Here is a 26,694-nt window from a genome sequence, read left to right as displayed (position 1 = left end):
TTACCGCTCCTTTTTCATCGGTATCATAATGTCTTGTTCCTCGGCGACTTGAACCGCTTTTTCATAACCTGCGTCCGCATGGCGGATGATGCCCATTCCCGGATCGCTTGTCAGAACGCGGGAAAGCCGCTGTTCCGCAAGGATGCTGCCGTCAGCGACCGCGACCATTCCCGCGTGAAGGGAATACCCCATGCCGACGCCCCCGCCGTGGTGAAAAGAAACCCAGCTTGCGCCTGAGGCCGTGTTGATCAGCGCGTTCAGCACCGCCCAATCGCCGACCGCGTCGCTTCCGTCTTTCATCGCTTCTGTTTCCCGATTCGGAGAGGCGACAGATCCGCAGTCTAAATGGTCTCTTCCGATGACGATCGGGGCTTTCAGCTCTCCGTTTCTGACCAATTCATTGATGGCGAGCCCCATCTTTTCCCGTTCACCGTAGCCGAGCCAGCAAATACGGGACGGCAGGCCTTGGAATGTGACTTTTTTCTGTGCCATGTCAATCCAGCGGTGAAGGGCTTGATTTTCTGGAAACAGCTCTTTTAATAAAGCGTCCGTGCGGTATATATCTTCAGGGTCTCCCGACAGCGCAGCCCAGCGGAACGGCCCTTTTCCTTCACAAAATAAAGGCCGGATGTAGGCGGGAACGAATCCCGGAAAATCAAAAGCATCGGCGAGACCCTCATCTTTGGCAGCTTGGCGGATGTTGTTGCCGTAATCGAAGACGATAGCCCCTTTTTTCTTGAAGGCGAGCATGGCTTCCACATGCTTTTTCATACTTTGCTTGGAAAGCCTTACGTATAATTCAGGCTGATCCCGGCGCAGGCAGTCGGCCTCTTCAAGTGAGTATCCTGCCGGAATATAGCCGATCAGCGGGTCGTGAGCGGAAGTCTGATCGGTTACGATGTCAATATGGACGCCGCGGTTCAAAAGCTCATGATGCACCTCAGCCGCATTGCCGAGAAGGCCGATTGATAAAGGTTCTCCGGCTTGTCTGGCTGCTTCGGCCCAGCGCAGCGCTTCGTCAATTGATGCGGTTTTACGGTCGCAATAGTTTGTTTCCATCCGTTTATCAATCCGTGTTTCATCCGCTTCAACGGCGATGACGACGCCATCATTCATCGTGACGGACAGCGGCTGGGCGCCTCCCATTCCGCCGAGTCCGGCCGTCAGCGTAAGGGTTCCTTTCAGACTGCCGCCGAAATGCTGTCTCGCAAGCTCCGCAAAGGTTTCATAGGTGCCTTGCAAAATACCTTGTGAGCCGATATAAATCCAGCTGCCGGCCGTCATCTGCCCGTACATCATCAGCCCTTTTTTCTCAAGGTCATGGAAATGCTCCCAATCCGCCCATTTCGGCACGAGAACCGAATTAGCCAGCAGGACGCGGGGCGCGCGGCTGTGCGTGCGGAACAATCCGACCGGTTTTCCGGATTGGATCAGCAGTGTTTCATCATCTTTTAACGTTTTGAGGGAACGCTCAATCGCGTGAAAAGCATCCCAGTTTCGCGCGGCCTTGCCTATGCCGCCGTATACGATCAGATCCTCCGGCTTTTCGGCAACCTCCGGGTCAAGGTTGTTTCGGAGCATGCGGAGCACGGCTTCCTGCTCCCATCCTAAGCATTCAAGTTCGGTGCCGCGGCCGGCGCGGATTGATTTCTTTACATCAGTCATCTTGTCATTCCCCCTTCATTGGTCATCAGTTTTTGGTGATGTTCATTCGGCAGAAAAGACTCCTTCTTCAGCCAGTCACTCAGATGCTCGATGTCATAAGAAAACACGCGGTCTTCTTGTATGGACGGCACGATGTTTCTCATTTCGTGATAGAGCTGTTTTGTGTACGAGGCGCAATGTTCCGCACCCCGGTATTCCACGGCCTGCAGCGCGCAAATGGCTTCAACGGCAAGCACCCGTCTCGTATTCGCAATGATCTGGTAGGCGTGTCTTGAGGCGATGGTTCCCATGCTGACGTGATCCTCCTGGTTTGCCGATGAAGGAATGGAATCGACACTGGCGGGATGGGCCAGGGTTTTATTTTCTGACACGAGGGAGGCCGCCGCATATTGCATGATCATCGCTCCGGATTGTAAGCCGGGCTGAGGGCTCAGAAAGGGCGGCAGGTCATTCAGCTGCGGATTCACAAGCCGTTCGATCCGGCGTTCAGAAATATTCGCAAGCTCGGCCGCCGCCACTTTAAGAAAATCCATGGCAAAGGCGATCGGCTGTCCGTGAAAGTTTCCGCCTGAGATGATTTTGGCGCCGTCTTCGAAAATGAGCGGGTTATCTGTCGCGGCATTCATCTCAATTTCTAGTTTTTCTTTTACATACGCTAATGTCTGCCATGATGCGCCATGGACTTGAGGAATACAGCGGATCGAATAGGCGTCCTGGACACGCAGCTCCCCTTGGACGGTCGTCAGCTTGCTGTCTGACAAGTAATAGCGGATTCGCTCTGCGACATCCATCTGTTCCTGATATCCGCGGGCGGCATGAATGTCCTCGTCGAACGCATCGATAATGCCCTGAAGGCCTTCGATCGTTAAGCTCGCGATCCGTTCCGACTGATAGGCCAGCTTTTCGGCCTCGAGGTAAGCGATCAGACCCATCGCGGTCATGGCCTGCGTTCCGTTGATCAGCGCGAGCCCTTCCTTAGAGGTCAGGACGGCCGGCTGAAGGTTTGTCTTTTCTAAAGCATGAGCTGTCGGCATCCGGGCCCCTTCGTAAAAGACTTCGCCTTGCCCGATAAGCGCTAGTGCGAGATGAGAAAGCGGCGCCAAATCTCCGCTCGCCCCCAGTGACCCTTGCTGCGGGATGACCGGGTGAATGCGATGATTGAGGTACGCGAGCAGTTGATCAATCAGCTCAGTCCGCACGCCGGAAAAGCCTTTCAGCAGGGCATTGGCTCGCAAAAGCAGCATGGCCCGCGATACAGATTCCGGAAACGGATCACCGACGCCGCACGCGTGAGAAAGAATCAGATTCAGCTGCAGATCCGCGGCGTCTTCTTTTTGAATCAGCACATCGCTGAACTTGCCGAATCCCGTCGTAATCCCGTAAATGGTCTTCTCTTCCTGAACGATCCGTTCAACCGCCGCCCTGCTTTTTTTCACACGTTCCATGCTTTCGGCAGATGCTTGAACCTCTTCAAAATCAAACAGCACACGCTGGGCATCTGCGGTTGTCAGTGAGGAACCGTCTAACGTCACCATCATTTCAACCCCTTTTCCTTTACTTTGGTAAAGCGCCCATACAAAAAGGAGCTATGCCATGAAAATGATATTTCACGCATAGCCCCCTATCATCTGAAATCTATGGGCTGATTCATATGTGATTAATTCCGACTCCGAATGTTTCGTGCTCAAGCCCCTTAATCGGAGCTCCGATCGTGCCGTAAAGTGAAACGGCGATCCAATCGCCTTCCGCCTCGCTTTCATACGGATTTCCCCGCAAGACGGCAAACTTCAGGCCCACGGTACGAAGCAGTGAGCCAAGCAGCATTTCGCCCCGCGTCACTCCGTGCAAAGCTTCCATTGTAGCGTGATACAGCGCATGTGATTCGCGATAACCCTCAGATTGAATGACACCGCTCTTTTTGGAAGCGGTTTCAATTGCGGCTACCACCTTATGCGCATCCATTGAACCCACCCTGCCGAGACAGACTTTCCAGCCGTCCCGTTCCAGCCGGCTGATCTGCTGGTTTTCTTCAGTCTCATGAAGCAGAAGAAGGACGGACAATCGCCCGATGCGGCGGTCTTTGTGTAAGGTCATATATGCTTCACTCAATTCTTAAATATTCTGATAACTAGTAACTGTTTTTTATATTAAGTGTTTGCGAATCAGAAGTCAAAACTTTTTTTCCAGTCTTTCACAAATCAGATTGCTATCGAAGTAAAGCGGTACATCGTGAAGCCGGCGCTGTTGATCACATATTTCCGCCATCCGCGTCATAAAATGGAGCGTTGTCTTGAAAGCGTTTTAAGAAAAGAAGAGAGCGAGGAGATTTCAGAAAATGAAAACCAGTTTCTTTCGTGTGTGCCTGGTCTCAGCAGCGGTCATCGGGTTCACTCTGCCGCAGGCAAAAGCCCAGCATCCGGTTTTTTCAGAGGTCAGCGTGCATGATCCGTCCGTCATCAAAACAGGCGATACATATTATGTATTCGGCTCGCATTTGGCTTCCGCCAAGTCGAAAAACCTGATGCAGTGGCAGCAGATGTCTTCAAGCGTCAATCCCAATAATCCCCTGATCCCGAACGTCTACACCGAATTAAAAGAGACATTCGACTGGGCCCAGTCTGATACGCTGTGGGCGCCGGATGTCGCCCAGCTGGCTGACGGAAAATATTACATGTACTATAACGCCTGTAAAGGAGACTCGCCGCGATCCGCTCTCGGTGTCGCCGTGAGTGACAAAATCGAAGGGCCCTACAAAAACAAAGGCATCTTTTTGAAATCGGGCATGGAAGGAAAAAGCGAAGACGGCACGACGTATCATGCAAACGTTCACCCGAACGTCGTAGATCCGCAAACGTTTTTTGACCATAAAGGCAAGCTCAGGATGGTGTACGGCTCTTACTCCGGGGGGATTTTTATACTGGAAATGAATCCGAAAACCGGTTTCCCGCTCCCGAACCAAGGCTACGGAAAAAAACTGCTCGGCGGAAATCACAGCAGAATCGAAGGCCCGTACATCAGCTACAATCCGGAAACGAAATATTACTATCTGTATCTGTCATTCGGCGGACTTGACACAGCCGGCGGTTACAATATGCGTGTGGCGCGCTCCAAAAATCCGGACGGTCCGTACTATGACGCCGCAGGCCATAACATGCTTGATGCCAAAGGAAAAGACGGCAGCTTCTTCGACGACAAAGCAATTGAACCGTACGGGGTCAAACTCATGGGCGGCTACAGCTTCGCCTCACAATCTGAAAAAGGCACAGGCTACATATCACCGGGACACAACTCCGTGTTTTACGACGGGAAAACGAAACGATCATACCTCATTTTCCACACCCGTTTCCCGAACAGAGGAGAAGAGCACGAAGTCAGAGTACATCGGCTGTACATGAACAAAGACGGATGGCCCGTGGCAGCGCCATACCGCTATGCGGGAGAACCGGATACACACATTCCGGCGGCCGCCGCATCCGGAACCTACAAACTCATCCAGCATGGAAAAGACATCACAGCTACGATTAAAACCCCAAAAAACATCCGGCTTAACAACGACGGCACCATTTCCGGGGAAATGACCGGAACCTGGACAATAACGGACAACAGCAAAGCCCGACTCAACCTGAACGGCACAAATTATGACGGCGTCTTCCTGAAAGAATGGGACTCAGCGAGAGAGAAAGAAGTTGTGACGTTTAGTGTGCTGAGCGGTGATGGGGAGGCTGTTTGGGGAGTGAAGTGAGGCGGACTCAGAACCTTCTTTTATTAAAGAAGGTTCTTTTTTGAAATATAAAAACTACTTGAAAGTAATTAATGCTCTATAGAGTATCATATTGTTATGAGGTTTTTTCTTCCTTCATAAAATAAGTAAACTTACAAAATCATAGTGAAAAAGATATATTAAATTACTTTTGGAATAAAATTACTCTAGATAAATTCCAGGAGACAACGGAGCAAAGGAATTGGAATCTATTTTTGCCGGAACACCTATGTAATATTGAAGTGAAAAATATATTTAGAAGGTGACTTGATTTGTTTATAAAATATGATGAACTTGAGTTATTAGAGCTTTTTTTGAATGAACCGGTAAGTATAGCGGATAATCCAGATGCCGGAGAATTAATATATTCTGTAAAAGATACTAAAGGGTTTAAACTGGTGCTATTTGTAGATGTGTATAAGATGGAATGCGATGTAAGTCTGACTTATGATGAATTCATCGTTTTTCATTCGAAGCTGAACAATGTTACACAATTGAAGAAAGTAAATAATAATATGATCATTTGTATTAAGGATGAAGAAAAGATAAAGATAGCTTTCGAAGAGCAATTCGGTATATTTTTGCTGTGAACAAGAAATTTTTAAAAGTATATAAGCAGATTACCGTTAGATGCTTGATTAGTGAAAACACTGATCGATCAAGTTTCTGTTTTAAGTTATGCAATTATCACCATACAGAACACAATATGAATTGCTTAAACTAAGTAATAATCCCAATGTAAGCGTTAACACCCCATAAATCCAGTGCTAAGTATACATATCAACCCAATATCATTCACCCAGGATTGTTACTGCAAACTGCAGGCAAAACCTAAATTGCGTCAGACAGGGGAAGACCCCCGTGTGCTGTGCAGTTTGGGTTTTTTTTATACCCTTTTTTCGGAGGTGATGCTGATTTCATAACAAAAAAAGCCGGAGAAAGGCGGCCGCCTTTCGTCCGGCAGTTCCCCCATTTTTAAGGTGGCAGACTCATGGACGATCATAAAATATCAAAAGAGATTTTACAACTTGTCGGCGGGGAGGAGAATGTGCAGAGTGTCATCCATTGCATGACGTGGCTTCGTTTTAATCTATATGACAATGCGAAAGCAGATCGGGACGGGCTTGCGCATCACCTTAAACACGCTGTACGACCGTTATCAGAAACCGCTCTTCATCGTCGAAAACGGGCTCGGCGCGGTTGATCAGCCGGAGGAGGCCGGAACCATTCAGGATGACTGCCGCATCAATTATCTGCGTGATCATTTAATAGAGGCAAGAGAGGCGATTGAAGACGGCGTCGACCTGATCGGCTGCACATCGTGGGGGCCGATTGACCTCGTCAGCGCCTCAACGGCAGAAATGAAAAAACGCTACGGCTATATCTATGTCGATCGCGGCAATGACGGAAAAGGCACGTTTGAAAGAAAGAAAAAGAAAAGTTTTTATTGGTATAAAGACGTCATCGCCACAAACGGAGAAAGTCTGTAAGCGCAATGTTCCGGAGCAAGCCGGCAAAATTGACATTCAGCAAAGAGAGGAGGACAATAAAAGCAGAAAGGCGGGATTCATATGTTTAAAAAAATTCTTGCAGCAGTAGACGGTTCAGACATGAGCGGCAAAGCTTTGGACGCAGCGATCCATTTGGCGAAAGAACAGGAGGCTGAACTCACCATTCTCTATGCGGGACGTGAAGCCGTTGTCTCCACATCAGCCTTAACAGGGATTGTCTATGTTCCGGAAAACTTCATTGAAGACATTAAACATGAAGTCGAGCAAAAAGGAGCGGCCATTCTGGAAGAGGCCAAGCAGAAAGCGGCTGAAAGCGGGGTAAACGCGGAAAGCCTGTACGTCCAAGGCGAACCTGCGCATCAAATTTTAAACATAGCGAAAGAACAGCATTTCAATCTGATTGTCGTCGGAAGCCGCGGAATCAGCGGATTTAAAGAAATGATGCTCGGAAGCGTGAGCCATAAGGTCTCGCAATTGTCTCCTTGTCCTGTACTGATCGTTCATTAAACGGAAGACCCTGCTGATGCGGGGTTTTTTTAATGAGAAAAGACCGCCGGCTTTCGAAAAATAGGGTGAAATCTTCCTCTGAATCAAGTAAAATGGCTGTTAGTATTTGTCTGAATAAACAGTCAATGATATGGAGGAAGCAAATCAATGCAAGCTGAACAAACATCAAATGCCGTCATCAAAATGGTCATTTCCATGGTCATTTTCGGATCAATCGGCTTTTTCTCGGAACATACGAATGTGCCTTCAATTGAACTGGTCTTTGTGAGATGTCTGTGCGCCTCATTGTTTCTGGGCGTTTGCTGGTTTGGTTCCGGACGGTACCGCACCGAACAATGGAACCGGCGTGAGGTGCTGCAGACACTGGCCTGCGGATTTTTTCTCGTGCTGAACTGGGTGTTTTTATTTAAATCATTTGAGGAGACATCAGTGACGATAGCGATTTCCGTTTATCATCTGGCTCCCGTTCTCGTCCTTCTTCTAGGGAGCCTAATATACCGGGAGAAACTGCATATTGTGTCCGTCACTTCCATCGTGATTTGTTTTCTGGGCACCGCCCTGATTTCCGGCATCAACGGAAATACATCTTTTTCTCAGCTGATGGGATCGGGTATTATTTGGGCCGTGCTGGCCGCCCTTTTTTACGCCTTTACGACACTGGCCGGGAAAGGCATCAACAGTCTCAGTCCATATGCGGTCACCTGTTTGCAGACCGGATTGGGCGTTATCATTCTTCTTCCGTTCGTCCGTTTCGGCGCTTTTTCTGATTTGTCGCATGTGAACTGGATCATGATTGTGTCAACCGGTATCATTCATACGGGAATTGTGTATTTGCTCTTTTTTGACAGCTTGCGGTTTTTATCCACCCGGTTTATTTCAATCATCGTATTTCTTGATCCGGCGGTGGCGATTGTGCTTGACACCGTATTTACGGGATTTCGCCCCGACCTTTATCAATCTTTGGGGATTGTATTGATTTTTGCGGGAATGGCGCTGTCCCTGATTCGAAAGCAAAAAGCCGTGCCGGCGGAAACTCAGGCAGACAGCACCCGTATATAGGCGGCCGTATCGGCTGCTTTTTTTGTTTTGGGGCTTTTCAGCCATAACGAAAAAGCAGACAAACAGATCATGGAAAAAGAGGATGGTAATTGTATAATACTTCTTGTGCTTACAATTTAATAGATTAAAGGAGTGAAGGGCATGATAAAGAAGACGCGTCATCTCGCTTTCTTGGCTGCACTCGGCTTTGCGCTTTGTCTGGCCATCGTATGTTCCGTATCAAAACAGGCAGAAGCGGCAGCGGCTTATCCGGATGTGATGCAGGGACTTACCGGATTCGCGGGAAATGCGAAGGATCATAACGGAAAAGCAAAATCCGCCGTAACGGGAGGCCAGGGCGGCCCCGTCGTCTACGTCAGCAATCTTAATGATCTGAAAAACAATGCGGGCGGAACGGACCGCAAAACCATCGTCATCACAAGTGATATTTCTTCCCCGGGTAAAGCCGTTGTGACAGTCGGCGCCAATAAAACCATCGTCGGCTCTTATACCAGCCACAGGCTGACCAACATCTATCTGACCACCGGCTCCGGCTCAAACAATGTGATTTTCAAAAATCTCATTATCAGCCATAGTGCCGCCATTACAGGCAACAACGACATTCCGATGTACATAGCGAACGGACAGAATTACTGGATTGACCACGTGTGGTTTGAAGGACACAGCTACAATCCGAACAGCCACAGCGATTTGGGAAAGCTTCTGTATGTCGGCGCTAAAGCGGATTTTGTGACGCTGTCTAACTCTAAATTCACAGACCATCTGTACGGCCTGATTCTCGGTTATCCGAATGATGATAACGAAGGACGCAATTATATCGGCTATCCGCATATGACGATCACCAACAACTATTTTAATAACGTCTATGTGCGTTCACCGGGCCTGATGAGATACGGCTATTTTCACGCGAAAAACAACTATGTGACCAATTTCAATTTAGGATTCACCATTCATACAAACGCGACTGTCTTCTCAGAAGCCAACTATTTCGGTAACGGAAATGAAAAAGGCGGAATGATAGACGACTACGGGACGGCCCAATTCACCGACATCGGTTCATTCCCGTCGCTCAAAGCCCCGAAATCACCGCGCACCGGCTGGAATCCGAGATCAAATTACAGCTACGGCACGCTTTCAGCCCAGGATGCTAAAAACTTCGCCCAATCCTACGCGGGAGCGCAAAATACAAATCTCCGCTATCCATAATACGAAAAACCGCCGGCTGCCGGCGGTTTTTTTATATGAATAAAAGGTTCAAAATACCTATAATCCTTAAAATAACCTTAAATACCTAGGAAAATATTGATAAACAATTTCAATAATATTACTATTGTTAAGCCTATATTACAAAAGAAGGAGGAGAACCTATGAAAATAGGAAAAAAGAACAAGTGGAAAAAGTGGCTGGCCGGCACTCTTGCGGCCACGCTGATGATTTCCATTGCGCCTGCCGATGTGTTTGCGGCAGAAACGGGTGAAAAACAAGATCAAGCGAAAACCGCCGCCATTCCGGCCGCAGACTCGGAAAAAGATCTTCCGGCGGAAAAAGCATCTGAGCAGATGCCGTTTGATCAAAAAGATATCAATCAAGACGGTGAGATCACGTCTGAAAGAACTGAGAATTCAAAGCTTTACTATGAAGGCGAGGGTGTGTACAAACAGGAAATCTACACAGACCCCATTCATACGAAAGAAACCGCCAATGCGGACTGGGAAGACGTTTCCCCTGAATTGAAAACCGGCTCAAAGGAAGTCGGAACGGAAAATACAGTGCTGAATTCCGATTTTCTGAAGCAAATGAAAAACGGATTATACGCCACATTTGAACATGATGATCATAAGCTCACATACTCATTAACCGGCGCAAAAGGCCCCGATCAGGCTGCAATCACTCCGACAGATGCCTCAGCAAAAGTCAAGGAAGACAGCAACGAGCTTACGTATCAGCAAGTGTTTCCTGCTATTGATTTACAAACCTACACATTTAACGAAAACATAAAAGAAGACCTTGTGCTTCACAAATATGAAGGCTACAATTCCTTCACCTTTCAAATCAAAACCGACCTTCAGGCTAAAGAACAGGAAGACGGCTCTATCGCGTTTTCTGATGATAAAGACAATGTCGTCTACACCGTGCCGAAGCCTTTTATGACCGACTCAGATCTCGATGAAAAGTCAGGTGAAGTCAGCAGGTCAGAAGATGTCAGCTTCAAGCTTGAAAAAAACAGCGAAGGCTACTTGCTCCATGTAACGGCCGATGAAAAATGGCTGAAAGATCCCAAGCGGGTTTATCCGGTATCTATTGACCCGTCAACATCAGTATCTGTGTCATCCGATACCTTTGTCATGAGCGCGTACCCGACGACAAACTACTCTGCCGCGTCGCAGAAATGGGATGCCGGATTGAAAGCGTACGTGCTGAAAACTGGATATTATGACGGCACAACCGGAACGAACTACGCTTTTATGAAGTTTGATAATCTAAAGCCGATCAAAAACATGACGGTGACGAAAGCGACGCTCAAAGCGTACACAGCCCACTCCTATTACGGATCAAAAGCGACGGGGCTTTGGCTCGACACCGTTAACAGCAATTACGACAATGCCAAGATTACGTGGAAGAACAAGCCGGGCTCCAAAAACATCGGCAAAGCCGAGGTCTATAAAGGCCAATGGGCAAGCTTCGATGTCACCTCCGCAGTCAAGTCGTGGAACAGCGGCGGCGCCAATTACGGCTTTAAGCTTCACGCAAACGGCAACGGAAAAGAATATTGGAAGAAGCTGATGTCATCAGCAAACTCTGCTAAAAAACCATACATTGAAGTGACATACACGATTCCGAAGGCGGACACGCCGTCTGTCAAAGCGTATCATAACGGAGATTCGACAGGATTTTTCAATATCAGCTGGAAAAAAGCTGAAGGCGCCAAAAGCTATAAAGTCTGGCTTTATAACGGGAAAGAATATCAGGCCATTCCGGTCGGCAATGCAACCTCTTGGAGCACAAGAGGGAAAAAGATTTGGCCGACAAAAGCGGAAATCGACTCCGGCAAATATAAGCTGCATACAGACGGAAAAGGCGGAAGTGAATTAGCGCTTAATCCTTCGCCGGTCTATAAAAACTCCGGCGGCAGCTATCCGGCAAGTAAAAATTACTGGGTCGCGGTCAGCGCGGTGTTTGACCAGGGAGAAGGCGCCATGTCTGCGGCCGCCAAGCCCGTCATTCCGAATATTGGAAGAGTTCAGAAACCAAGCATGAAAGGCTTTAATAACAACAACGCCACAGGCTGGTTTGATCTTTCCTGGAAAGCCGTATCAGGCGCAGCCGGGTATAAAATGCAAGTCTTTAACGGCAAAAGCTTTGAAACGCTTGACCTCGGAAATAAAACATCCTGGTCCACAAAAAATCAAAACATCTGGCCGACAAAGGCGGAAATCAGCGCCGGAAAATATGCGCTTCACCTGAAAGACAAAAAAGGTGCGGAATTGCCGATCAACCCGGGCCCCGTTTATAAAAACGCCAGCGGAGATGCGAACCGGAAAACCTACGGATTTAAAGTCATTGCCTATAACAAAGACGGAGAAGCGATCGCCTCACCGGAAGCGAGTCCGGCGCTGCCTGATATCGCAAAGCCGAAAAACCTGACAGGCTATGTCTATACGAACACGAAATCGAGCCAAACGGGTTATGTCAATCTCATATGGGATAAAGTCAAAAACGCCAAAGGCTACAAAATCAACATCTACAACGGAAAAGACTATCAATCATTCGATGTCGGTGATACCGATCATTGGACGACTCAAAACAAACACATCTGGCCTTCGGTCGATGAAGTGAAAGCGGGAAGATTCCAGCTTCACACGGACGGAAAGGGCGGCGAACTGGCGCTTGACCCATCACCTGTTTACGAAAACGCAAACGGCAATTACAAAGGAAAGAAGAACTATTCCTTCACGCTGACCGCCTATGACGCAAACGGTGACAGCATACCGACGGCACCTTTTAACCCTGTTTTCCATGAAGGGGCGGAATTCCTCGGAACGGAAGAATTCTGGTCCATTATTGACATTCCGGACGGACAGCTGAATGGCGCAACGGGAAATGTCATCGTCAATGAAGAAGATATGTCAATCGACGGACGCGGACCGGGGCTCGGACTCTCCCGGACCTTCAACAGCCTTGACAGCTCTGACCATATGTTCGGCCAAGGCTGGTATGCCGATGCGGACACGTCGATTCTTTCTGAAGACGGCAGAGCCGTTTATATTGATGAGGACGCGACAACACATGTCTTCACGAAAAAATCTGACGGCACGTATCAGCCGCCGACGGGCGTTTATCTCGAACTGACGGAAACAAGCGATCAATTTGTATTAAAAACAAAAGATCAGACGAACGCTTATTTCAGCAAAAAAGGCGGAAAGCTCCAAAAAATCGTTGACGGACACAACAACACAACCGTATACGAATATAACGACAGCAATCAGCTGACCGCCATAACAGACGCATCAGGGCGCAAGCTGACATTTACCTATGATGAAAACGGCCATGTCACATCTCTTACAGGGCCGAAAAACAAAAAGATTTCATATTCATATGACAAAGACCTTCTCAAAAAGGTGACGGATACTGACGGCAGCGTCACAAGCTACGGCTATGATGCCGAAGGGCGCCTCGTCAAGCAGTATTCCGCAAACAGCACGGATGACAAACCGCTGTTCACTGAATACCAATACAGCGGCCACCGTCTGACCAAAGCCGTCAATGCGAAAAAAGAAACGTACGACTACAGCTACGACGCGGGCAAAAAAACGCTGCTCATGACGCAGCCGAACGGCCGCAAAGTGCAGTACGGCTATAATGAGGCGGGCAACCCGATTCAGATGATCGATGATGCCGAAGGGCTGAAAATCACCACCAACACTGTATACGAAGGCAACAACGTCATTCAGGACACCGATCCGAACGACGCGGATGCGGGCAAAGCGACAGAAAGCTATCAATATGATAAAGACGGAAACGTCACAGCCGTAAAAGACAACTACGGCACCGAAACGTATCAGTACAACAAAAACAATGACGTGACGAAAATGAAGGATACCGAGGGGAACGTCACCGATATTGCGTACGACGGACTGGATGCCGTTTCTGAAACGGATCAAAGCGGAAAATCCTCATCCGCCGCCGTGTATGACAAGTACGGAAATCTCATTCAATCAAGCAAAGAGCTGGCAGCTTCGGCGAGCCTGCTGAAAGACGGCAGCTTTGAAGGAACAAAGCTTGGCTGGAATCTCACTGCTACGAGAGACAGCGGAAGCATCGCGTCTGTCAAAGCAAGAAGCGGCGCGCTGTCCGGACAAAAAGCACTGGAGATCACCTCACAATCCGCTTCAGCCGGAACAGAGCACGGCCATGCGTCCGCAACGCAGGAAGTGCAGCTTGAGCCGAATACGACGTATACACTCAGCGGCCAGATCAAAACGGATCTGACAAAGGCGAGAGCGTATTTCAACATTGATCTGCGTGACAAAGACCAAAAACGCATTCAATGGATTCACAATGAATCAGGCGCATTAGCCGGAAAGAATGACTGGACGAAACGGCAGATCACCTTTACCACACCGGCCAATGCAGGAAAAGCCATCGTCTATATGGAAGTGGATCATAACGACAAGGACGGCAAAGGAAAAGCGTGGTTTGATCAGGTTCAGCTGGAAAAAGGCGAAGTCTCTTCAAGCTATAACCCGGTGCAAAACAGCAGTTTCACGGCTAAAGCAGACGGCTGGAGCACAAGCGGAGCCGCCGCTGACCTTGATGAAGGCTTCGATGATGACAGCTCATTAAAAGCGTCCCGCACAAATGCATCACAAGCCAATGCGGCCGCAAAACAAACCGTTACATTAGGCCAAAGTGCGGACGATAAGCCGGTATATATCACGCTGACAGGGATGTCCAAGGCAGACGGCGTAAAATTAACGAACGACAATGATTACGCGCTTCAGGCCGGCGTCACCTATGCGGACGGAACGACGGGCGTATACACCGCCAAATTCCCGCAGGGGACGCAGGAATGGAACCGGGCGGCGGCAGTCATTCCGAAAACAAAGCCGATCAATAAAATCGAAATCAGCATTCTGTTCCAAAAAAGCGCCACAGGAACGGCGTGGTTTGATGATATCCGTTTAATCGAAGGAAGCATCCTGACGAAAAACACCTATGACGAAAAAGGAAACTACGTCACAAAAGAAGAAGACGAACTAGGGTATGCAAGCACTGCTTCATATGACGAGACTGGAAAGAAAATGTCTGAAACCGACGCGAAAGGCGAAACAACCGCCTACGAATACGATCAGGCCGACCAGCTGACAAAGCTGACCCTGTCAAACGGCACATCCATCCTTCACAGCTATGACAAGGAAGGAAATGAGCTGACAAAAACGATTCGGGCCGGCGCAGACCAGACCTATCAATATGAATATGACGTCATGGGCAAGCTCGTCAAAACAACCGACCCGCTCGGCAATGTACTGAAGAGTGAATATGACGCCAACAGCAACTTGACGAAAACCGTTTCCGCCAACGGCAATGAAGTGTCGCTGACCTATGACGGCACCGACCGGGTTAAGTCAAAAGCGTATAACGGCACTGAAAAATACAACTTTACCTATGACAAAAACGGCAATGAAACGTCGGTCACAAACAAAGAACAAAATACAACGAAAAAACGCACCTTTGACAACAAAAACCGCCTGACTGAATTAACCGACCGCGGCGGCAGCCAAAGCTGGACGTATCCGGCTGATTCGGATAAGCTGAAAACTTTCTCATGGAGCCACGGCGGCCAAAAAGGAACAAACAGCTTTACGTACAACAAACTTGATCAAATGATTGAAATGAAAGACGGCACTTCAGCCTATACATTTGATTATGATGAAAACGGCAATGTCCAGACATTCATCAGCGGAAATGAAGTCGGCACGAGCTTCTCATATGATGAGCGGAATCTTGTCAGCTCTCTTCATATCGGAGCGAAAAACGGCGGCAGCATCTTCCGGGAAAGCTATGAATACGACGCCAACGGCAACCGCACGGTCATCGACAGCTCAGCGGGCGGAAAGGTCCAGTACGAATATGGCAAGCTCAACCAGCTCGTCAAAGAAACTCATGAAGACGGCACCGTCATTCAATATACGTACGACGGCTTCGGCAACCGGACAAACGTCACCGCCACAAAGGACGGCGCAAGCAAATCAGTCAACGCTTCCTTCAACATTATGAACCAGCTGACGAAGGTGAATGACGAAGAACTGTCCTACGATAAAAACGGCAACCGCACATCTGACGGCAAATACACATACACGTGGGACGCGGAAGACAACCTGACCGCCGTAACAAAAAAAGGCGAAGACAAGCCGTTCGCAACATACAAATACGATGAAAAAGGAAACAGAATCCAAAAAACCGTCAACGGAAACATTACGAACTACTTCTACGACGGAGACAGCTTGAACGTCCTGTATGAAACAGACGCAGACAACAACGTCACAAAATCATACACGTACGGTGACAGCGGCCAGCTGTTATCCTATACAAAGAACGGCAAGAAATATTTCTATCACTACAACGCACACGGCGACGTCATCGCCATCTCAGACAGCACCGGAAAAACCGTTGCCAAATATCAATACGATGCATGGGGAAATCCGACAAAAACCGAAGCGAGCGACGAAGTAAAAGACAACCGCTACCGCTACGCAGGCTACCAATACGACGAAGAAACCGGCCTGTACTATCTCATGGCCCGCTACTACGAACCAAGAAACGGTGTATTCTTATCACTAGACCCAGACCCGGGAAGTGACGGCGATTCTTTAGATCAGAATGGATATGCATACGGAAACAACAACCCAGTGATGAATGTTGATCCAGATGGGCATTGGGTGTGGCTTGTGGTAAATGCCGGATTTGCAGCCTATGATGGATATAAGGCCTATAAATCAGGTAAAGGGTGGAGAGGTGCAGCCTGGGCAGCGGCTTCGAACTTTGGTCCTGGGAAGTTATTTAAGGGTGCTAGTCGGGTTTATAAAGCTACCCAACAAATGAGTAGGAGGGCTTCATTCAGGGCTGCTAAACGGGCTGCCGGAATACCTACTTCTTCTCAATATAAAACACATAAAAAAGTATACGATGGTAGTAGCGAGCATAGAACTGTATATTCTTTTGGTAGAGTTGGAAGAGGAAGTCATAAAAAATATGTGGTACTTCATAAACATGATAAACGAGGTAGAGGGCCCCATTTTCATGGTGTTGGAAAAGGTAGAAGTCCCTTGAAAAAAGGGAGGTACAATCAACTTAAAGGACATTATCCAGAACATTTTAAAGGATATAGAACAAAAAGAAGGAGATAGGGTAATTGAGAAGAAAATTAGATGAAAAACTTAAGGAGAATAAGAGGAAAATTTTAATAAAACAATTAAAAGAGAGATTACAATACTGCGAAAAAAAGGGGTTTGTTTACCAACTTGCCGATGTAGAGCAAAGCCGCAATTTGTTGGAGGCTGTGTTATCAAATTCTATCGAAGGTATGTTGCGTGAAGTGAAGGTGAATAACAAAAAGGAGGCTGAACAGTTATTAAAAGAAACCACCGCCTGCTTGGGTTCTGAGAGCAAAAATAATATTATCTACCTATTTCATCCACATAGTGATGAAGTGGGAGCCATCAAGAGTACTCTGAAAGATTGTGTAGAGCATCTAGGCTGTTTATTAGATTTTATTGAATTTGAAGGTCAATTACTTTCTAATAGCTTTATTTTGCTAGAACCATCCTTTGCATTTGCAATCTGTTTATTTCACACAGAATATGGTTGTGAGCTCTTTTATGCAAAAAAACAGTAAGTTTATAACTAATCATCATTTAGTACTTTGAATACGTGGTGTCAGTTTGAACATGGTAAGCTAATAGAAGGCATATGTAAAATCAAAAGCGGGAGTGATTCGAAAGATTCTCCATACGACTATGTGCTTCAACACATAACTTAAATTATTGAATAAAACAATATACTAACTAAGATGTTTTCGGCTTGATGATGACTTATGATTAGCATCAAGCCCCTTTTATATGCGGATTTGTTGGTATATAAACTGAGATTAGTCAGGAGAGGAACAACGGGTAGATTATATTGATGATAAGGGTCGATTAAGAGTTCTTTAAAAAAGAACTCTTAAATAAGATTCATGTTGTACAAAATAAAGCTGAACAAAAAATGCAGCATCTGTTTATTTTAGTGCAGATATTGGTGATATGAGATTAGAAAAAATAGACCCTGAAGAATACAATTGGCAAGTATTTGAGATGAGTTACCACCCGGAAGGAATCGGAAATCTATCAAATGCTGTAATTCCTGAGTATCAATCAAATGCTAATTTTCTCATTGACATGAACAGAATGCTGATTGCTGTAGAAGCTGAAACAGTTCGCTTTGATGATCAATCATTTTATGCGGATCATTCGAAATCATAAATAAACAAATAAGAGAGGTTCCCAGCCTCTCTTTTCTTACATAACGAAATCGTTCGCGGAGGCAAACATGAGCAGCCCTTTAAATATACAAAAAGAATCATTGAAGGGTATAGGGAATCTGGATGTGATTAATCCGCTGAAATACAACTCGCTATATTCGTGTGATCTAGTGAGTAAAGACACTTTTTCTCAATTAATGAATGACTTAGAGTTCGAAACAGCTCTAATAGAAGTAATGGCATTTCCTTCTTTTATTGAAGAATGGAAGAAGAAGGTTGAAAAGAAAATGATACATATGAATACTGTATCGAAAAAGTTAATTCATATTGAATGTGTCCTAACCAAAGAAGAATTGATGGCAGATTACTTATTAGATGAATTATATTTTTTAGCATCGATCAATGATTTTGTTGTTATAATAGCAAACCCTGCCAACAATAAGTTCTATATGAACCTGAACACTCAAAAGGTTGATGTAACTACTGAAAATAATGAAAAAATCATTTGGTTTGAATACGATGCGGCAGATTTATATATCATTGATTAATTTAATATAAATTCCAGATTCCTAATCAATGGAGTGTTGCTGATGTTAGAACTCACCGCGGAGCGGGTTGGGTCATATAAAAGAGAGCACATCATCTATTTCAATGCGAGCCGAGATGATCAAGTGTTTATTGTGTCGGTGCACGATCACAAAGTAATATTGGAGGTTATGAAAGGCAGCTCTCTTTTAATCAAAAAAGAGTTATGCGGATTTTCTGAAGATGCCCATTTCTATCTGGTTGATTCGTATGATAACACAATCGTTATCGTTTACCTGGAAAATCATACGTGTCAATTAGCCGCATACTGCGTAAACAGTAATAAAATCAATCCGATTTGTTCTTTTCTATTAAGCGCCAATGTATTTCATCTGGGTGAGGATGGTTTATTATGGATCGGATTAACAGACGAGGGTATGTATGATGAGAGAAATCCTCAAGCAAAAGCGATATTTGCTTTTCATGCAGAAGACAGAACGTTTTATTTTGAAGACGATTTTAAAGAAATGATGCATGAATGCTATGCCGTACAATCGATAAAATCTGATTTGTATGTTTGTTTCGAGGGAGAAGATTGCTGTGTCATCGGTCATTATCAGATTGGACGGGACAGAATTCGTACTGTTGCAGAATATGTGCTGGACGGCGATCAATACTCCTATTGTGATCAGCTGTCCGTTTCGAAAAAAAGGGTGCTGCTGATTCAGAGTCACGAGGATAACCTATTTGCATTTCATGAAGAGCACAAAGAGACTGGTGTCATGATACACGGTATTGATAGAAAAGGAGAAACAACGTACAGAGCCGTACAGGACCGCATTTTTATCTTTAGTGATAACGATTTATATTTGGTAAAGTATTGAATGAAAGTATCCTGTAAGGAAGTGCTCAGTGATGAGAGAAAAGTTAATTGACAAGCTTGAGGAAAACAAAAGGCATTTTTTAATGAAACAGGTGCGTGCCTCGTTAAGATCTTGTGAAGAATCAGGGTTTGTTTATCAATTAGCTGAGGCAGAACAAAGCAGGCAGATATTTGAGACTATATTATCGAATTCTTTCCCAAGTTCAGGGCGTGAAGTTGATATAAGCGACAAGGAGACAGCCATATCGCTTATTTTAGAAAACATTGCGGATACGGGGGTTGAACGGATGAATGATATTGTTTATCTGTTTCATCCGTATAGTGATGAAGTCGGCGCTATCAAATGTGCGCTGAAGGATTGTGCATTCATCTGCACTGTCTCATGGATTTTATAGATTTTGAAGGCCGGCTGCTTTCTAACAGCTTTATTTTAGTTGAGCCGTCCTTCTCATTTGCTATCTGTTTATTTCACACAGAATACGGCTGTGAGCTTGTGTATAAACCGCTGAAAAGAGGTTCAAAATGCATCCCTTTTTTATAAAAAACACAAAGGAATCGGCGGTTTTTCAATCCCAAATATATTCCTTATTGCATGAAAACAAAACGTTGCCCGAACAAGTATTTAAACAACGAAAACATTATCATCTATTCGAAGAATTCCACTGGGTTTTGTCTGAAGAAGGCTGGGGAATGCTCAAAAGTTTGGCGCATCATCATCACGATGAATTTATCTTAATGGCTGTTCTGGCACAACCGGATGATATGAATCGGTTTTACGGGGAATTCGGATATTTTAACTGGTTAAAGATTCCTTTATATATAACCAAAGATGAATATCTTTCAATCTTAACTGATTATCCAAAGTACAGTAAAAATGACAGCATAATGAATATTGCATCCCGCGTCGTATGGGCTTCACCGACTTTCAAGTGGGCGATTTACGGAGAGAGAGAATTTGAAATTTGTATTTTAGGCATTGATCAGGAGATTGCGGGAAAAACGTTAGAATCATGGAGGCCGTTAGATGATCATGTTTTAGACTGGATATCAGTTGTATTCCCGGATCAGACTGTTCCGGATGAATTTCAAAAAAAGCTCACCGCGCATTATAAATACAAGGGGCAATGACATGAAAATAAAAATGAACAAGATACACAATGAATCAGTAAAAGGATGTTTTTGTCACTTGTAACTGCGGACGTCTGTATCTCGGACGGCATCAGAATGGCGGGCTTTCGCTTACGATCATCGATGAAACAGGTGATATTCGAGTGATTCTGAGATGTTAAGATCCAACAGATATTCTTTAAATAATGACGTCATTCGAAACCTGAAATTATACAAAAAAGAATTAGAGGGTCCGCTGCCTTCAGATACAGGGAGATTCGAAGAAGATTTTGAGGGGGTTGCCTGCGATGGGGATTTTTATGAATACTTCGCACTTATCTGCGGCAGCTTTGATTTTGTGTTGGCGAATAAACAAATGCCTGCGCGGCAGCGTAAAGCCTTATATAAATCCTTTTTTGAGCTTTATCCGCAATATGCGCAGCTGAAAAACGCTTTAACGGATTATCCGGAGCTCAGCCGGGAAATCGGGCGGCACGAACGGGCCCGGAGGCTGTTAGTCAGCATTTTAAACAAGAAATGAAAGGCAGGATTCTGACGTGACAGAACCTACAAGAGCAGAATGTCTGAAGAAGGCTGGTCTGATCCTGAACGGTCAAGCGGCGAGAGAAGAAGTGTCGGATTGGGCGTGCGAGTACGTGGCTGCAGATGATCCGGCGGTTGAGGACGAAACCGTTTGGGAGATGCTCGTATATTTGAGCGGGTTTGATCTGAAAGATTCGCCTGATTCGTATCTGCATAAGTTAGAAGAATTAAGAGATTGGATGCAGAAATATATGAAAATGCATGAAGAAAGGGTGCGTTCATGTCGGAATTAGTCTTTACAAGAATTCATACAAAAATCAACTCAAGCGGCCCAATCATCCTGTCCATGAATGCAACGGAGCTCATCGTACTGGCTCAGGAAAAGCGGCAAGATGAATATATCAACCGCATTTTCATATTCCGGAACAGGGATGGACACTTACGTCATCGCTATCAAATTGAAACATCTAAGAAAATCATCGGCGTTCAAAAATCAAGAGATTTATTTTTGTTTCATATCCATAAGGACTATGAGGATGGGATGGTTTATGAAGCACCGAATATTTATGTATGGCACCCGATTAAAGGATTTTACCATTCGTTTTACGGGGGCCGTTACATCCGGTCAATGACAGTCGATTCTGCGAGTAATTTGTGGCTGGGTTACGATGAATCGGGAATATTTTCTTGTCTGGACGACGATATCAGTTCAAAAGGCGTGACCCTCTTTCCTTTTGTAGACGGAATTTGGAAATCTCGTTGTGATTCTTTCTGTACGTCTCCGCACCTTATTGATCATTTTTATGGGGCGTATGCAGAAAAGGATGCTCTTTATCTTCATTACTGTACGCTTGGTGAAGATTATATCCGGAAGGTCGATTTGCAAGGCGAAACGTTAAGCTTTCATAAGGCAGACTTTGACTTTAGTGCACAATTCAAGATTGGTTCATCATATTACTTTTTGATTCGGAATGAAGCTTCGTGCCGAATTGACAAGGCAGTAAAATTTCATAACATGGCGAAACAGGCTGGGGAATATCAGCTCACTGATAAAGTCTCAAGAAAACCTCTCCGTTTTACACAAGTGGCTGCATATCAAGATAAAGCTGCGGGGGTTGATGAGAGCAACCGGCTTTACTTACTAAGCTGACGGCAGCTTTTGAAAAGGGACGGGCAGAGGTGAAACGTTTGAAGCTGCGGGAGGAGTAATACATGAATTGGCACTGTTTGAGTGAAGAGGAGACAGAGCGCTTGTGGCGCAGGGTGAATCGCGCAGTGAAATGGAAACCGGGCAGTATATTTGCCTCTATAAAACCTCCAAAACCGTTTCAGATCTTTGATGTATCTCAAGAATTCAATGATGAAAAAGGGAATATCAGTTTTTTGGAAGATGCAGAGGTGCAGTTGCTAAAGGCATTTCAATCTTGTACGTTAAAGCAAGAGTTTATATATGCGCTGGACTGGCAGCATGAATGTTATCTATTTAATCCTCATGTGCCAATTGATAAAGATGAATTCGGTGAATGGCTGGTCTCCGTTATTCCAAACGGAGACTATTGTTTCTTTATTCATCAGGACTTCCAGTGGGGGCTGCTAGGGGATCCGCGGCAGCAAACCATTACGGTTTTTGGCTCACCGCTAATAAGGGCGATAGAAAGAAACGCTCCTGTCTTATTTCAAAAGTGAAGACCGCTTGCGAATGAATCTCATGCTTTTACGGGAGGAGGAATAACAGGATGACAGAAGAAGAGTTCAGAGCTGCGGAAAAAAGCTTGGGAGCAACTTTTCCGAAAGCATATAAACGGCTGATTCATAAAAAGAACCCTGCGGAAATCGGAGAGTGGATTTTTTTCCCTATCCATGAACAAAGCCGTTTGCAGAAAACCTGGGATGATGTGATCAGGCAAAACAGTGTGTGCAGAGAAGAGAGTATGCCCGACGATTTGATCGTAATTGCCGACAACGGAACCGGGGATAAGCTGTGCTTGAAAAAGACGGACAGTGTAATGGAGGAGACTGTCTATCTGTGGGATCATGAGACTGCCGGCGTTGAGTTGTATGCCGCTTCTATAGGAGAATTTATAGAAAATGAAAAAGAATAAGTGGCTGATTCAGGAGCTTTTAGAATTCCGCCTCCTCCGGGAAGGGGGGATTTCTGCAATTGAGTTGGCATTTTCCTCCGAGTGTGAACATCATCTCATTCGTGTAAGGCTCACATGCAAAGACGTTTCTTCCGTTCAAATAAAAGAAATGGAGAGTCAAACGGCTGGCTCAGGCATTGTAGCAATTGATCCTGCTGACGGCGATGATGGACAGCATTTTCTCGTGGAGGAGTGGGAGAACCAAACGTTCCGCTTTTACTGCCGTCAATATGAAGCAGCAGAGAAGAAGGTGTTAAGTAAGGAGGCACAAAATGGAGTGGCACAAACATGAGAAAGCAGTTCTGCTGGGGCCGGATTCGCCGGGTTGTTTTGAATTGACGGAGTTTACGTTCTATAACGGGTATAACGAGTATTATGATAAAATCCCGGTGTTTGAGCTGAAGCTGACTGATGGGCAGTATGATGCCGTGCTGCGTTTTGAGGGTGTGAGGGCTGCCCGGCTGGATGATCTTGAAAGCATCACCGACATCCATCTGGATATCAGCCCGGTCGACGGCGGCTGGGAATCGATCCGCTACTATGTCGATGACGGAGAAGGAAGCATGAGCTTTTATTGCGCCAAATGGGTCGTGCTTGACATGAAGAAAAAGCAGTCCCCCGAATGGCCCGGCAAAACGTCAGGGTAAAGCGGCGGCATTTCGCGTATAATGAGGGGAGCCGGACAGAGAAGGAGTTTAGTCATGAATGAGTTTAATGAATATGCGATCAGCCCCGAGATCCGACGGGCGCTGAATGGCTTGCAATACACCGAGCCGACTGAAGTGCAGCGGCGCGTCATCCCCGCCGCGCTGCAAAAAAAAGACCTCGTCGTCAAATCGCAGACGGGCAGCGGCAAAACCGCGGCTTTCGGCATTCCGATCTGCGAGCTTGCGGAATGGGAGGAAAACAAACCGCAGGCGCTGATTTTAACGCCGACCCGCGAGCTTGCGGCGCAGATTAAAGAAGATATTACGAATATCGGCCGTTTCAAACGGATAAAAGCCACGGCGGTTTTCGGAAAAGCTTCTTTTGACAAACAGAAAACCGAACTGAAGCAAAAAAGCCACGTCGTTGCCGGAACGCCGGGGCGTGTGCTTGATCATATAGAGAAAGGGACGCTGCCGCTTGAACGGCTGGCGTATGTAGTGATTGACGAAGCGGATGAAATGCTGAATATGGGATTTATTGAACAGGTGGAAGCCATCATTCAGCATCTGCCGAAAAACAGAGTCACCATGCTGTTTTCAGCGACGCTTCCGGATGACGTCGAGAAGCTGAGCCGCACATATATGAAAGACCCTGAATTGATTGAAGTAAAAGCGGAAGGCCTGACGACAAAAGACATTGAGCATTTTGTCACCAGAACAGAAGAAGAGGACAAAACATCTTTGCTGCGTGATGTCCTGATCACCGAAAACCCGGACAGCTGCATCATATTCTGCCGGACAAAAGAAAGAGTCATCCAGTTAACCGATGAGCTGGACAGGCTGGGCTACCCTTGCGATAAAATTCACGGCGGCATGGTGCAGGAAGACCGCTTTGACGTCATGAATGAATTCAAGCGCGGCGAGTTCCGCTATCTCATTGCGACCGATGTTGCCGCCAGAGGAATTGATATTGAAAACATCAGCCTCGTCATCAATTATGATATTCCGCTTGAAAAAGAAAGCTATGTACACCGCACCGGCAGAACGGGCCGCGCCGGACACCGCGGACTGGCCGTTACGTTTGTGACGCCGTCTGAATCGCGGTTTCTGAATGACATTGAGACATATATCGGTTTCCGCATCCAAAAGCGTGAGGCGCCGTCTGAGAAAGAAACAGCGGAACGGAAAGCGGCTTTTGCGGAAAAATTGAACGCCCGCCCCGATGTCAAAACAGACAAAAGCGAACAGTTAAACAAAGACATCATGAAGCTGTACTTTAACGGCGGGAAAAAGAAAAAACTCAGAGCGGTCGATTTTGTCGGAACGATTGCGAAAATCGACGGCGTTTCAGCCGACGATATCGGGATTATCACGATTTTGGACAACGCATCGTACGTCGAGATTCTGAACGGCAAAGGCCCGCACGTTCTTGACATCATGAAAAATACGACGGTCAAAGGCAAAAAACTGAAAGTCCATAAAGCCAAGAAATAAAAAAAAAGCCTGCCGCGCGCAGGCTTTTTTTACGCCGTCTCCTCGGGGACGAACGCAAGGATGGCAATGCCGATCACAAATAACAAAATCAGGCTGAACACGGCGGCTGACGAATTTCCGGTCAGCTGGGCGGTCACGGCAATCAAAAGAGGGCCGATAATCGAAGCGAACTTGCCGAAGATATTATAAAAGCCGAAAAACTCATTGGCGTTCTGTTTGGGGACAAGCTTGGCAAAGTAAGAGCGGCTCAGCGCCTGAATACCTCCTTGGGAAGTGGCGACAAGCATAGCCAAGACCCAGAAATCAAAAGCGGAATCCATAAAATAAGCATACGTGCAGACAATCATATACACGCCGATTCCGGCATAAAGCATCGTTTTTCCTTTAAACCGTTCGGCCAGCCGTCCGTACAAAACCGAAAAAGGCGCGGCGACGACCTGAGTGACAAATAAAACAATCAGCAGATTTGCCGCGCTGATGCCGAGGTCAGCCCCGTATGACGTGGACATCGTAATGATGGTGCCGACCCCATCGATGTAGAAGAAATAGGCGAGCAGAAACAAAAACAGCGCCCGGTGCTTCCTGATCTGCTTCAGCGTGCCGGCCAGCCGTATAAAACTGCTGAGTACAAGCCGCGGCTCCCTCTCGATATAATAGCGCTGGCGGACGCGGAGAAGGAGCGGGATCGAAAACAGCCCCCACCAAGCCGCCGTAATCAAAAAGGCAATGCGGCCGGCAGCCTGGGCGGACAGCGGAATCACCTCCGCTTGTGCTGAAAGAATGACGGCAATGCTGAGGAGAAAAGGGATCGTGCTGCCGATATAGCCCAGTCCAAATCCCCTGGCGGACACCATATTCATCCGCTCCTTTGCGGCCACATCAACGAGAAACGCATCATAAAACACATTAGATCCGGCAAAGCCGATCGTGGAAATCGTATAACAAATTAATAACAGCATCCAAGATTCGCCGGGAATCAAAGCCAGCGCGGCTGTGCCCGCCACACCGATCAGAAGAAAGAAGGCAAAAAACCGTTTCTTGCATCCTTTGTAGTCGGCAATCGTTCCTAAGACGGGGCCGAGCATCGCCAAAATAAAAGTCGCGGCGGCAATCGTATAGCCCAAATAAGCGGTAGAATCAGCCGCGCTGACACCGTTTTCCGCCGCCGCGGCTTTAAAAAACAAGGGGAAAACAGCCGTCATAATAATGACCGAATAAGCTGAATTGGCCCAATCATACAGCATCCAGCTGCTTTCTTCTTTCGAAAACCGTTTCATCACACACGCTCCTTCCCAAAAACCGGTTCTCTTCATTATATGCGCCGCTGCCGAA

22 protein-coding genes and 4 pseudogenes are annotated in these 26,694 nt (G+C 46.4%); 22 read left to right on the top strand and 4 right to left on the bottom strand.

Annotated elements, in window-relative coordinates; genetic code table 11:
* The 3 genes from hutU to hutP form a co-directional block, all read right to left on the bottom strand.
* Entirely contained in the window at nucleotides 1-1,665 is a 1,665-nt protein-coding gene (gene hutU / locus MY7_RS17075) for a urocanate hydratase (protein WP_007614803.1), read from the bottom strand.
* Nucleotides 1,662-3,200, bottom strand: coding sequence for a histidine ammonia-lyase (gene hutH, locus MY7_RS17070; protein ID WP_029325764.1), 1,539 nt, complete (start codon nucleotides 3,198-3,200; stop codon nucleotides 1,662-1,664). The genes hutU and hutH overlap by 4 nt, the downstream gene beginning before the upstream one ends.
* Before the next feature lie 112 nt (nucleotides 3,201-3,312).
* Nucleotides 3,313-3,759 (bottom strand): hut operon transcriptional regulator HutP, encoded by a 447-nt coding sequence (hutP, locus tag MY7_RS17065; RefSeq protein WP_004393292.1) that lies wholly within the window; start codon nucleotides 3,757-3,759, stop codon nucleotides 3,313-3,315.
* A 241-nt stretch (nucleotides 3,760-4,000) separates the two neighbouring features.
* On the opposite strand from hutP, the gene MY7_RS17060 reads away from it, so the two are divergent.
* The 22 genes and pseudogenes from MY7_RS17060 (at nucleotide 4,001) to MY7_RS16960 (ending at nucleotide 25,362) form a co-directional block, all read left to right on the top strand.
* Nucleotides 4,001-5,407: a glycoside hydrolase family 43 protein gene (locus MY7_RS17060; RefSeq protein ID WP_007614793.1), complete on the top strand. Its 1,407-nt coding sequence runs from the start codon at nucleotides 4,001-4,003 to the stop codon at nucleotides 5,405-5,407.
* 290 nt (nucleotides 5,408-5,697) lie between these two features.
* Nucleotides 5,698-6,015: a hypothetical protein gene (locus MY7_RS17055; protein WP_007614792.1), complete on the top strand. Its 318-nt coding sequence runs from the start codon at nucleotides 5,698-5,700 to the stop codon at nucleotides 6,013-6,015.
* Nucleotides 6,016-6,416: 401 nt separating this feature from the next.
* Nucleotides 6,417-6,551, top strand: a pseudogene (locus tag MY7_RS19420) (PTS transporter subunit EIIB); the annotation flags it as partial.
* Nucleotides 6,547-6,915 (top strand): annotated as a pseudogene (locus MY7_RS17050) (family 1 glycosylhydrolase); the annotation flags it as partial. The pseudogenes MY7_RS19420 and MY7_RS17050, both read left to right, overlap by 5 nt.
* Nucleotides 6,916-6,996: 81 nt before the next feature.
* The gene (locus tag MY7_RS17045; RefSeq protein WP_007614788.1) at nucleotides 6,997-7,443 is read left to right on the top strand and encodes a universal stress protein; all 447 of its coding nucleotides are present in this window, start codon (nucleotides 6,997-6,999) and stop codon (nucleotides 7,441-7,443) included.
* Nucleotides 7,444-7,590: 147 nt separating this feature from the next.
* The gene (locus tag MY7_RS17040; protein WP_007614787.1) at nucleotides 7,591-8,502 is read left to right on the top strand and encodes a DMT family transporter; all 912 of its coding nucleotides are present in this window, start codon (nucleotides 7,591-7,593) and stop codon (nucleotides 8,500-8,502) included.
* A 141-nt stretch (nucleotides 8,503-8,643) separates the two neighbouring features.
* A complete protein-coding gene (locus MY7_RS17035; RefSeq protein ID WP_007614786.1) occupies nucleotides 8,644-9,708 on the top strand; it encodes a polysaccharide lyase family 1 protein in 1,065 nt (354 codons plus the stop codon).
* 161 nt (nucleotides 9,709-9,869) lie between these two features.
* A complete protein-coding gene (locus MY7_RS17030; protein WP_007614785.1) occupies nucleotides 9,870-16,910 on the top strand; it encodes a DNRLRE domain-containing protein in 7,041 nt (2,346 codons plus the stop codon).
* A 5-nt stretch (nucleotides 16,911-16,915) separates the two neighbouring features.
* Nucleotides 16,916-17,398, top strand: a complete 483-nt coding sequence (locus tag MY7_RS17025) for a YxiF family protein (protein WP_007614784.1) — start codon at nucleotides 16,916-16,918, stop codon at nucleotides 17,396-17,398.
* A gap of 364 nt (nucleotides 17,399-17,762) precedes the next feature.
* A pseudogene (locus MY7_RS19415) lies at nucleotides 17,763-18,023 on the top strand (YxiG family protein); the annotation flags it as partial.
* A gap of 67 nt (nucleotides 18,024-18,090) precedes the next feature.
* Nucleotides 18,091-18,570, top strand: a complete 480-nt coding sequence (locus tag MY7_RS17015) for a hypothetical protein (protein WP_007614780.1) — start codon at nucleotides 18,091-18,093, stop codon at nucleotides 18,568-18,570.
* Nucleotides 18,571-18,612: 42 nt separating this feature from the next.
* The gene (locus MY7_RS17010) at nucleotides 18,613-19,431 is read left to right on the top strand and encodes a hypothetical protein (RefSeq protein WP_007614778.1); all 819 of its coding nucleotides are present in this window, start codon (nucleotides 18,613-18,615) and stop codon (nucleotides 19,429-19,431) included.
* 31 nt (nucleotides 19,432-19,462) lie between these two features.
* Nucleotides 19,463-19,971, top strand: a pseudogene (locus MY7_RS17005) (YxiF family protein).
* The gene (locus MY7_RS17000; protein WP_007614774.1) at nucleotides 19,953-20,558 is read left to right on the top strand and encodes a hypothetical protein; all 606 of its coding nucleotides are present in this window, start codon (nucleotides 19,953-19,955) and stop codon (nucleotides 20,556-20,558) included. Before MY7_RS17005 ends, MY7_RS17000 begins: the two are co-directional and overlap by 19 nt.
* 154 nt (nucleotides 20,559-20,712) lie before the next feature.
* Nucleotides 20,713-21,078, top strand: a complete 366-nt coding sequence (locus MY7_RS16995; RefSeq protein ID WP_007614767.1) for a YxiJ family protein — start codon at nucleotides 20,713-20,715, stop codon at nucleotides 21,076-21,078.
* A 16-nt stretch (nucleotides 21,079-21,094) separates the two neighbouring features.
* Nucleotides 21,095-21,373, top strand: a complete 279-nt coding sequence (locus MY7_RS16990; RefSeq protein WP_007614756.1) for a hypothetical protein — start codon at nucleotides 21,095-21,097, stop codon at nucleotides 21,371-21,373.
* A 53-nt stretch (nucleotides 21,374-21,426) separates the two neighbouring features.
* On the top strand, nucleotides 21,427-22,230 hold the full coding sequence (locus MY7_RS16985) for a hypothetical protein (protein WP_228767508.1): 804 nt from the start codon (nucleotides 21,427-21,429) through the stop codon (nucleotides 22,228-22,230).
* A gap of 62 nt (nucleotides 22,231-22,292) precedes the next feature.
* Nucleotides 22,293-22,766 (top strand): DUF2716 domain-containing protein, encoded by a 474-nt coding sequence (locus MY7_RS16980; RefSeq protein ID WP_007614752.1) that lies wholly within the window; start codon nucleotides 22,293-22,295, stop codon nucleotides 22,764-22,766.
* A 50-nt stretch (nucleotides 22,767-22,816) separates the two neighbouring features.
* Entirely contained in the window at nucleotides 22,817-23,182 is a 366-nt protein-coding gene (locus tag MY7_RS16975; RefSeq protein ID WP_007614750.1) for an SMI1/KNR4 family protein, read from the top strand.
* Complete coding sequence (locus MY7_RS16970; protein WP_007614748.1) at nucleotides 23,169-23,513, top strand: hypothetical protein; 345 nt, start codon at nucleotides 23,169-23,171, stop codon at nucleotides 23,511-23,513. The genes MY7_RS16975 and MY7_RS16970 overlap by 14 nt, the downstream gene beginning before the upstream one ends.
* Nucleotides 23,494-23,868, top strand: coding sequence for a hypothetical protein (locus tag MY7_RS16965; protein WP_007614747.1), 375 nt, complete (start codon nucleotides 23,494-23,496; stop codon nucleotides 23,866-23,868). The genes MY7_RS16970 and MY7_RS16965 overlap by 20 nt, the downstream gene beginning before the upstream one ends.
* Before the next feature lie 54 nt (nucleotides 23,869-23,922).
* A complete protein-coding gene (locus tag MY7_RS16960) occupies nucleotides 23,923-25,362 on the top strand; it encodes a DEAD/DEAH box helicase (protein WP_015418533.1) in 1,440 nt (479 codons plus the stop codon).
* A 29-nt stretch (nucleotides 25,363-25,391) separates the two neighbouring features.
* Here the strand turns inward: MY7_RS16960 and MY7_RS16955 are convergent, their stop codons facing one another.
* Nucleotides 25,392-26,642, bottom strand: coding sequence for an MFS transporter (locus tag MY7_RS16955; protein WP_139325669.1), 1,251 nt, complete (start codon nucleotides 26,640-26,642; stop codon nucleotides 25,392-25,394).
* Nucleotides 26,643-26,694: the final 52 nt, after the last annotated feature.

The organism is Bacillus sp. 5B6 (assembly GCF_000259405.1).
Classification (GTDB): domain Bacteria; phylum Bacillota; class Bacilli; order Bacillales; family Bacillaceae; genus Bacillus; species Bacillus velezensis.
This window is presented reverse-complemented; position numbering and strand designations above follow the sequence as displayed.

Coding starts and splice junctions, on each gene's coding strand:
- hutU (WP_007614803.1), bottom strand. CDS start 1,665: ATGACTGATGTAAAGAAATCAATCCGCGCCGGCCGCGGCACCGAACTT.
- hutH (WP_029325764.1), bottom strand. CDS start 3,200: ATGGTGACGTTAGACGGTTCCTCACTGACAACCGCAGATGCCCAGCGT.
- hutP (WP_004393292.1), bottom strand. CDS start 3,759: ATGACCTTACACAAAGACCGCCGCATCGGGCGATTGTCCGTCCTTCTT.
- MY7_RS17060 (WP_007614793.1), top strand. CDS start 4,001: ATGAAAACCAGTTTCTTTCGTGTGTGCCTGGTCTCAGCAGCGGTCATC.
- MY7_RS17045 (WP_007614788.1), top strand. CDS start 6,997: ATGTTTAAAAAAATTCTTGCAGCAGTAGACGGTTCAGACATGAGCGGC.
- MY7_RS17040 (WP_007614787.1), top strand. CDS start 7,591: ATGCAAGCTGAACAAACATCAAATGCCGTCATCAAAATGGTCATTTCC.
- MY7_RS17035 (WP_007614786.1), top strand. CDS start 8,644: ATGATAAAGAAGACGCGTCATCTCGCTTTCTTGGCTGCACTCGGCTTT.
- MY7_RS17030 (WP_007614785.1), top strand. CDS start 9,870: ATGAAAATAGGAAAAAAGAACAAGTGGAAAAAGTGGCTGGCCGGCACT.
- MY7_RS17015 (WP_007614780.1), top strand. CDS start 18,091: ATGAGCAGCCCTTTAAATATACAAAAAGAATCATTGAAGGGTATAGGG.
- MY7_RS17010 (WP_007614778.1), top strand. CDS start 18,613: ATGTTAGAACTCACCGCGGAGCGGGTTGGGTCATATAAAAGAGAGCAC.
- MY7_RS17000 (WP_007614774.1), top strand. CDS start 19,953: ATGCATCCCTTTTTTATAAAAAACACAAAGGAATCGGCGGTTTTTCAA.
- MY7_RS16995 (WP_007614767.1), top strand. CDS start 20,713: ATGTTAAGATCCAACAGATATTCTTTAAATAATGACGTCATTCGAAAC.
- MY7_RS16985 (WP_228767508.1), top strand. CDS start 21,427: ATGAATGCAACGGAGCTCATCGTACTGGCTCAGGAAAAGCGGCAAGAT.
- MY7_RS16980 (WP_007614752.1), top strand. CDS start 22,293: ATGAATTGGCACTGTTTGAGTGAAGAGGAGACAGAGCGCTTGTGGCGC.
- MY7_RS16975 (WP_007614750.1), top strand. CDS start 22,817: ATGACAGAAGAAGAGTTCAGAGCTGCGGAAAAAAGCTTGGGAGCAACT.
- MY7_RS16970 (WP_007614748.1), top strand. CDS start 23,169: ATGAAAAAGAATAAGTGGCTGATTCAGGAGCTTTTAGAATTCCGCCTC.
- MY7_RS16965 (WP_007614747.1), top strand. CDS start 23,494: ATGGAGTGGCACAAACATGAGAAAGCAGTTCTGCTGGGGCCGGATTCG.
- MY7_RS16960 (WP_015418533.1), top strand. CDS start 23,923: ATGAATGAGTTTAATGAATATGCGATCAGCCCCGAGATCCGACGGGCG.